At 35.9% G+C, this 6,993-nt stretch carries 8 protein-coding genes; 1 reads left to right on the top strand and 7 read right to left on the bottom strand.

The features are described 5' to 3' along the window. Positions 1-372: 372 nt before the first annotated feature. A complete protein-coding gene (locus Q0N70_RS11995) occupies positions 373-690 on the top strand; it encodes a hypothetical protein (protein ID WP_294017072.1) in 318 nt (105 codons plus the stop codon). A gap of 1 nt (position 691) precedes the next feature. On the opposite strand, the gene Q0N70_RS11990 is transcribed toward Q0N70_RS11995, so the two are convergent. From Q0N70_RS11990 to Q0N70_RS11960, 7 genes are all read right to left on the bottom strand, one after another. Continuing rightward, positions 692-1,288 (bottom strand): thioredoxin family protein, encoded by a 597-nt coding sequence (locus tag Q0N70_RS11990; RefSeq protein WP_294017070.1) that lies wholly within the window; start codon positions 1,286-1,288, stop codon positions 692-694. Then, on the bottom strand, positions 1,257-1,544 hold the full coding sequence (locus tag Q0N70_RS11985) for a hypothetical protein (protein WP_288984158.1): 288 nt from the start codon (positions 1,542-1,544) through the stop codon (positions 1,257-1,259). The genes Q0N70_RS11990 and Q0N70_RS11985 overlap by 32 nt, the downstream gene beginning before the upstream one ends. 73 nt (positions 1,545-1,617) lie before the next feature. Further along, on the bottom strand, positions 1,618-2,193 hold the full coding sequence (locus tag Q0N70_RS11980; protein WP_288984156.1) for a hypothetical protein: 576 nt from the start codon (positions 2,191-2,193) through the stop codon (positions 1,618-1,620). 52 nt (positions 2,194-2,245) lie between these two features. Continuing rightward, a complete protein-coding gene (locus Q0N70_RS11975) occupies positions 2,246-3,949 on the bottom strand; it encodes an SUMF1/EgtB/PvdO family nonheme iron enzyme (RefSeq protein WP_294017066.1) in 1,704 nt (567 codons plus the stop codon). Between the two features lie 28 nt (positions 3,950-3,977). Then, entirely contained in the window at positions 3,978-5,945 is a 1,968-nt protein-coding gene (locus tag Q0N70_RS11970; RefSeq protein ID WP_294017064.1) for an ankyrin repeat domain-containing protein, read from the bottom strand. Between the two features lie 17 nt (positions 5,946-5,962). Further along, a complete protein-coding gene (locus Q0N70_RS11965) occupies positions 5,963-6,574 on the bottom strand; it encodes a hypothetical protein (RefSeq protein WP_294017062.1) in 612 nt (203 codons plus the stop codon). A gap of 15 nt (positions 6,575-6,589) precedes the next feature. Beyond that, positions 6,590-6,841 carry a hypothetical protein gene (locus tag Q0N70_RS11960; RefSeq protein ID WP_294017060.1) on the bottom strand — a complete coding sequence of 84 codons (252 nt, stop codon included), beginning with the start codon at positions 6,839-6,841 and terminating at the stop codon, positions 6,590-6,592. Positions 6,842-6,993 lie beyond the last annotated feature (152 nt).

Genomic DNA, 6,993 nt, shown 5'->3' with positions numbered 1-6,993 from the left:
GGATTTATGGCTTTTTTCAGGAATGAAATTGCGAACTAAATTTGACACAATCAATACACAGAGCCAACAACTGGAACTGTCACTTTTTATGAAGGCTACGATGCAACTTCAGTAGCATATTATGTTCCGCAGATTGAAAACGGATTTTACAAATGCGCAGTTTCAGAACCAAAACTTGCAGAGCTTCCACCTGGAACTGCCCTTGAAATAACTTACAACGGAACAACAATCAACGCACTCATAACTGACCTCTGCCCTTCTTCAGAAAACAGCAAATGGACAAGCCAAAGCTCATATTTCTTTGACCTTGCAAAAAACGCATTCACAAAACTTGCGGACGAAAAATTAGAGCACATTGACGTTATATTCAAAATGATTCCATATCCAACAAAGTCAAATATTTTCTTTCAGGCAAAAGACGGAATCAATGAATGGTGGCTTGCCGGAAGATTTTATAATATGCGCTATCCGCTTAAAAAAGTTGAAATCAGCATTGACGGTTCTGCATACAAGCAAATGACACGAGATTCTGCGCAAAACAACTGGTACAAAATTGATGGACAAAATTTAATTTCCGGAAAAAAGAAATTCCGCCTGACAGACATTTACGGACAAGTCATAGAAACAAGCGAAATTTCTTATGTTTCACCAATGGAAAAATACGACTGCGGAAAAAATTTTGAGTATTAAATTAATATTCAAAATGAGAATTTGCCAAATACAAACTGAATTTCTTAATTCCTCTTTCGCCGATAAAAACTTTTTTCACTTTTCCGTTTTTTATAAGCCATACTGACGGAATCAACGGAACATTAAATTCTTTTTCACGCGGAATAAATTTTTGCTTTCCATTTTCATTAAGAACCAAATCTTGCCACAAATAATCATCGTGTTCACGTTTATAGGCAAGATAAGATTCTTCATTTTTTTCAAATGGAAGGGAAGCAAAAGAAATATTTTTTGAAGAAGCCGCAACTGTTTCAAATACATTTACACAATGCGGACACCAAGTCGCCCAGAAATACAAAGCATAAGTTTTGTTCTCTGCTTCAAATTCAGTGAACGACTTGGAATCGTCTGAATCAGAATAAAAAAACATTTTCGATTTGTCCCACTGCTTGTAGAGTTTTTGAGCAGTTCCCTTTGTGTAGTTCATTTTTGAGCGGATAAAGTAAACGACTTTTTCCTTCTGGCAAAACAACATACCAGCAAAAAAAGCGAACAGCGTAACAATAGTATAGTTTATAATATTCTTTTTAATAACGATTGCTAAGAAATGAGTATCCATAGCAAACTCCATCTTCGTAGCAATACTTTGGGAAAGCTTCTCTGTCAGCTCTGGCTTTGCACTCAGAGTCGCTAGAATATTCGTGAGAAACACCATCGCTACTAGTAGTATAGTACAAGTGGTATCTATATGGATAACCTGCATCTTCAGCAGAAGGACATCCGTCATCATCTTTAAGGGCATCACAGGAAATAAAAATTAGTCCCAAGTTCAAAAGCAATGCGACACAAAAAAGAATTTTTTTCAGATTTTTCATAATTTCCTCCAATAAAAAATCAATTTTAATTTTTATTACAAAGCTGTTTATATACAACAGCAAATGTTAAAACTTAATCCTTATCTTCATTCAAGCCATTAACGTATATGTCCATAACTTTCTGAGAGAACTCGCTGTCTGAAGGCATTGCTCTTTTAATTTCATCAGAAGGAACAAACATCAAAACATATACAGTTCCATCTTCGGCAATAAAGCGGTCAACTCTAATAATGCCGGAAATTTTAACTTGAGCTACAGATGACTGAAAATCTTTGTAAGCAGTCTGAGTTTTGCTGTCTGAATCTGCCGCATCAGATTCCTGTTTTGCAATAGCATTTAATTCCTGCTTTACAAAAAATGCGATTTGAGCCTTTCCATCCAAATCAGCGGCACTTGTAGAAGTGCTCACATCAGAATATTTTGCTTTTCCAGATGCAAAAAAGCCGGCTTCATCGACAGGACCTTTCCAATAATATCCGCCTTTGTTCCAGCCACTCTTAAACTGCACGTCTGCCCAAGCCGGAAGATTCATCTTTAAATTCTGCTGATATGCAGAAGTATCACGAGCATCTCCAGTAGGTTTTGAAGCACACCCAGCAAAAATACCTAATACCATTGCGATAAACACCGCGCCTAAAATTTTTTTCATAAAAATTCCTCCAACCAAAAATTTATTTTCATCCTTATGTAAAAAGGATTTTTTACTTGCTTATGCTTCCACAAATTCCGATTGCAGCTCCGCCAACCCAAGTAATTGCAGAAATAGGAATTGTAACCGCAGTACCGATAATATTTGCCGTAGCAGCTGTTGAAGCAGCATCTGCTTTTGATGAAAGTGAAACAGACATCGTATTGTCAAACTCACTATGTTGAATCGCATAAATTTTTTCAGAATCAGAAAGCCTGCTTGATTCCGCTCCAGCAATTTGATTGTATGTGTCAACTTCAATATGATTGTTTGTGAATGCCTTATGATATTCTGGGTAATGTTTTATCCTATTGGCTTCTTTTGCGGCAGTTGCCTTTTCCTTGGATTTTTTGTAGCTCGGAAGCATCCAAACAGAATCATTGTTGCTCGAATAATTTCCTGTTGCAAAATTATAACCGCCTCCAAAATTTATAAAGGCATAACCAAAGCATTTAAGAATGTTCCAAGTTGTCGCTCCCAAAATAACGAACGGTTTTCCTAAAAATGAATATGCTAAATAACCGCTATCTACAGTGCTGTGAACAGTCACTTTCTCAACGCAAATTTCACTTCTTGTTTTTGTTGCTGAATTTTCCTCTGTTGTTTCGGCAAGCTCCGTTACATTTTGTTGAGTTTTGCGTTTTTTATTCACATCTTTGTAGGCTGTGGCAAAATATGAAGGCAACCTTGCTGAAAGTTTTTTCTTTTCTGAAAATGTGATTTTTTCCTGACTAGTAACATTCCGTGCTATCCTAAATCCTACATCGACATAAATCTTATTTTCAGGAACTTTTAAAATATAACCAATCTTCGCACTATCAGAAGCATCATTTACAGAGCCGCCGCAAATATTGTAGCTATCGCTCCAAACCCATTCCCAAACGTTTCCGCTCATGTCAAAAATACCAAGCTCGTTAGGCTTTTTTGTTCCAACCTCGTGAGTCTGTTTTCCGCTATTGCTTTTTGTCCAGGCCACTTCTGCCGCTGAGTTACTTCCAGAAAAATTTGTTCCTGCTGAAATACGTCCGCCCTTTGCTGCAAATGTAAATTCATCCCCTGTCAGAATCCTGTAACCGTCAGCAGATTTATCATAATTCCAACTGGTTCCCAAAAGTCTGTAGCATGGAGACTTTCCTTCATTCATACTGAGTTTGTTACAAAATTCAAATGCATCATATAAGCTAATTCCTTCAACAGGAAGCAAGACTCCTTTATGCGTGCTTGGATTCGTTTCCATAACCTCTTCCCAAAGTTTCTGTGTAATTTCTTTCTTCGCAACAAAGAAATCTTGATTCTTTGCAGCATTTTCAACGTAGACAAAGTCGCCATAATCAACAAGGTTGCGATATTCAGAATTTTTGTTTGCAGTTGAAACTGAAGAATTTGTGTCAAATTTAAGCCGCCCGTTTACTGAAACAAAGTTTTGTTCACCTATAAAATTTCCATTCTTGTACAGTTTTACATTCATCGTTTCTGCCGCATTAGAATCCGATGACTCAACAAAGGCTTCTGCATAAAGTCCGCTCACTTCTGCAGTCCAAGTTTCCTTTGTGGATTTTGAAACAAACTTGTCATCTTTTGTAAGTTCCACTACCTCGCTCACAAGCTTGTCATCCTCGTAATATCTTTGATATGTTTTTTGATAAACATTTGTTGTTGCGCAAGATGCAAGAATAAGCGGAAAAAGCGATGTAAAAAAATACAGTTTTAACTTCATAAAAATCCCCTAAATTTTCAAACCATTGCTACTGACGAGGAATATTATTCAACGATTCCATTTTGGAAATGTAACTTTTTTGAATTTCCATTTCCGCATCCATTTTTTTTGTGCATTCGTCAGCTTTTTTATTTTCATCTGAAATTGTAATATTTTCTAATGTTATGGAAAGATTATTGGCAGCAATCGCCATATCGTTAGAAAATATTTTATTTGACCATCCGCTTGTGTTTGTTCCCTCTTTTGCACTGTCTATTTTTCTTTGCAATGATCTATTCTCACTTTCTCGTTCACGGTTCTCGTTTTCAAGTTTGTATTTTGAATCTCTTGCTGAAGCCGCACGATTCCAAGCTTCCTGACGCTCATTAAAATATTTTTCCCATCGTTTAGAAGACTGTTCATGCCGCAGATTATATAAGTCCGCTAGATAATTGCGTGCCGACTTTCCTTTTGAATCTTTTGTATCAATGTTGATTCCGCTGATTTTTAGAAGATTGTCAGAAATATTTTCGTACTGTTTTTTAGAAGCAATGCAAATAGGACTTTCGTTCTGACTGTTCAGTACATTTAAATCCGCTCCAAGCGAAACTATTTTTTTTACAGAATCTTCCATGCCGGAACTGCACGCATAATGAAGACTTGTATTATTAAGATTATCCTTTGCCAAAACATCTGGATGAAGTTCCAAAATATAATCAGAAGTTTCCGGCTTTTTGTTCTGTAAAGAAAGCATAAGCGGAGTTTGTCCCATATTGTTTTTTGCATTAAGCAAGCCTGAATTTTTTTGAAGTATAATTTGACTTAGTTCTTTGGAAGCCAAGTCTGTATTCGTCAGAATTGAAGCATGTATGGCAGTATTTCCGTTGTCATCTCTTTCTTCAGTAGAGGCACCCGCGTTCAAAAGAAGCGCAACACCATTTGTAAATCCGCTTCCTGTTCCACACGCCAAAATAAGCGGAGTTCGTCCTTTTAAATCCTTTTGATTTATTATTGAAACAGCGGCTGGCTTTTCTAAAAACAGAGAGAGTGAACTTGAGTCACAGTTTTTCGCCGCCACATGAAGCGCATTTCGCCCAGCAGAATCTTTGATAGTTATATCTGCGCCAGCTTTTAAGAGAAGCGGCAAATATGAAAGTTTTTTATCATTTAAAGCTGTAAAAATTTGTTGCTTTGGAAATGTAGCATTTGCATTTAAAAGTTTTCCTGCCGCATTAACATTGTCAACTTCATAAGCAAATAAAAATGGAGTTCTTTCTTTTGAATCTTTCGCTTCAATGTTTGCTTTTTTGTCTATAAGTGTTTGAACTGCCGAGTCAGAAAAATTTTCAATCGCAAAGAAAATCGGTGTTTGTCCTTCTGAATTCCTTTTTTCAATTTCTGCTCCATTTGCAATAAGAACAGAAATTTGTTCAGGCTCATCATTTTTGATTGCAATTAAAAGTGGAGTTAAATTCTGATCATCTACAGCATTAATTTCTGCGCCGCTTTCCACAAGAAACGGAATCATTTCTGTCTGAAAATTCATTACAGCAAGATGGATCATATTCTTTCCATCAGAAACAACTGTATAATCTTCACCTAGTTCCCTAAAAAACTGCGCCATCTCTAAATTTCCTGTTACAACTGTCTGCACAACAGGATTTTGAAGATAACGGACTTTTTTTATTCTTGCGCCATGTTCTATAAGAATTTTCAGTATGTCGATATTTCCAGAATCAATCGCATCGTTTATTGCCGTTCTGCCAAAAACATTCTGGTGATTTGGATCGCAAATTTCATTTTCAGCAAGCCATTCCGCAACTAAAAAATTTTCAACCTGAATTGCAACTTGAAGCGCATTTGAACCGTCAGTTGCTATAAAATTAGCAAGCTTTTTCTTTGAAACAAGTTTTTCTATATTTGAAAGCGATGCTTTTGTTATATCTTTTTTTGTAATCGGAAACACTAAAAAAGTTGAAAAAATCCAAACCGCTAAAAATAAAATTTTCTTTTTCATAAAAAACCTGAATAAACTTATTTAACCGAAATCGAATCTTTTGGAACGCAAAGAACATAATCTTTCAGTTCGTCGTATGTTCCTGAAACTTTTACTTTTCTAACTTTTTTAACTCCGCTGGATGACGGAATCCCAGACTGTCCAGATGCAGGAGCTGAAATTGTGAATTCTACAAATGATTCATCCGATGGTCCTGCCCGAATAAATTTATCTGTGCTGGAGCAGATTAAATCGCCGTAAGTTTCTTTTAATAAATCAGCTGGAAGACCAATCCAGCATTCCGCCGCCGTAACAATTTCTGAAACCTTCAACTTTGGAATTGTGTCTAAGTAAGAAAGAATATCAGCGTATGAACCTTTGCAGGAAACATCTTTCACTTTGTTCTTTTTAACAGAAAATGTAATTGAAGATTCCCCAGACGGTGAATAATAAATGCAAGAATCATCAATGCTTGTGTAATTATCTCCGAAATCAGCAACAACATCGTCAAATGAATTTTTTTTGTAATAATCTAAAGCTTTTTCAACTGTATCCCAATTTCTAAAATAACCGTCATCTTGAGAAAAAACATTGCAAGGTAAAATCAGAAAGAGAAAAATAAGAAACAAAACTGAAACACATTTTTTCATGGTGGCTATCTCCGATTACTTTTTATCTACAGCGGGATGCTCGCCATTCATGTCAGTAAATGGATGATCACCTTGCATCTTAGCAAACTTCTTTTTTGGCTTTACATAGGGATCATCACCTTTCATTTTTATATAAGCACGCTCTTTTTCTATTTTTACAATTGTATTCTTTAAGCAAAACACATTATCGCCTAACATCTTTTCGCTTAAAGAGTTCTTCTTGCTTCTTGCTTTCAATTTTTTAACAAATTGCTTATTCTTTTTCATTTTGCCACTCCGATTGTTATAAAAAAGAAAATAGATGAAAAAATAAATCCTACTACTAAGATTGCAAGACCTCTTGCAACAGCTAGGTTCTTTTTTGAAAGGCTATGTCACAACAAACAGTTGATAAATAGCCATTTTTATAGGGGAGTATC

Source organism: uncultured Treponema sp. (genome assembly GCF_945873775.1).
GTDB lineage: Bacteria > Spirochaetota > Spirochaetia > Treponematales > Treponemataceae > Treponema_D.
This window is presented reverse-complemented; position numbering and strand designations above follow the sequence as displayed.

Bases quoted from the DNA above. Each gene is read 5' to 3' on its own strand.
- Q0N70_RS11995 (WP_294017072.1), top strand. From the start codon at position 373: ATGATTCCATATCCAACAAAGTCAAATATTTTCTTTCAGGCAAAAGAC.
- Q0N70_RS11990 (WP_294017070.1), bottom strand. From the start codon at position 1,288: ATGGATACTCATTTCTTAGCAATCGTTATTAAAAAGAATATTATAAAC.
- Q0N70_RS11985 (WP_288984158.1), bottom strand. From the start codon at position 1,544: ATGAAAAATCTGAAAAAAATTCTTTTTTGTGTCGCATTGCTTTTGAAC.
- Q0N70_RS11980 (WP_288984156.1), bottom strand. From the start codon at position 2,193: ATGAAAAAAATTTTAGGCGCGGTGTTTATCGCAATGGTATTAGGTATT.
- Q0N70_RS11975 (WP_294017066.1), bottom strand. From the start codon at position 3,949: ATGAAGTTAAAACTGTATTTTTTTACATCGCTTTTTCCGCTTATTCTT.
- Q0N70_RS11970 (WP_294017064.1), bottom strand. From the start codon at position 5,945: ATGAAAAAGAAAATTTTATTTTTAGCGGTTTGGATTTTTTCAACTTTT.
- Q0N70_RS11965 (WP_294017062.1), bottom strand. From the start codon at position 6,574: ATGAAAAAATGTGTTTCAGTTTTGTTTCTTATTTTTCTCTTTCTGATT.
- Q0N70_RS11960 (WP_294017060.1), bottom strand. From the start codon at position 6,841: ATGAAAAAGAATAAGCAATTTGTTAAAAAATTGAAAGCAAGAAGCAAG.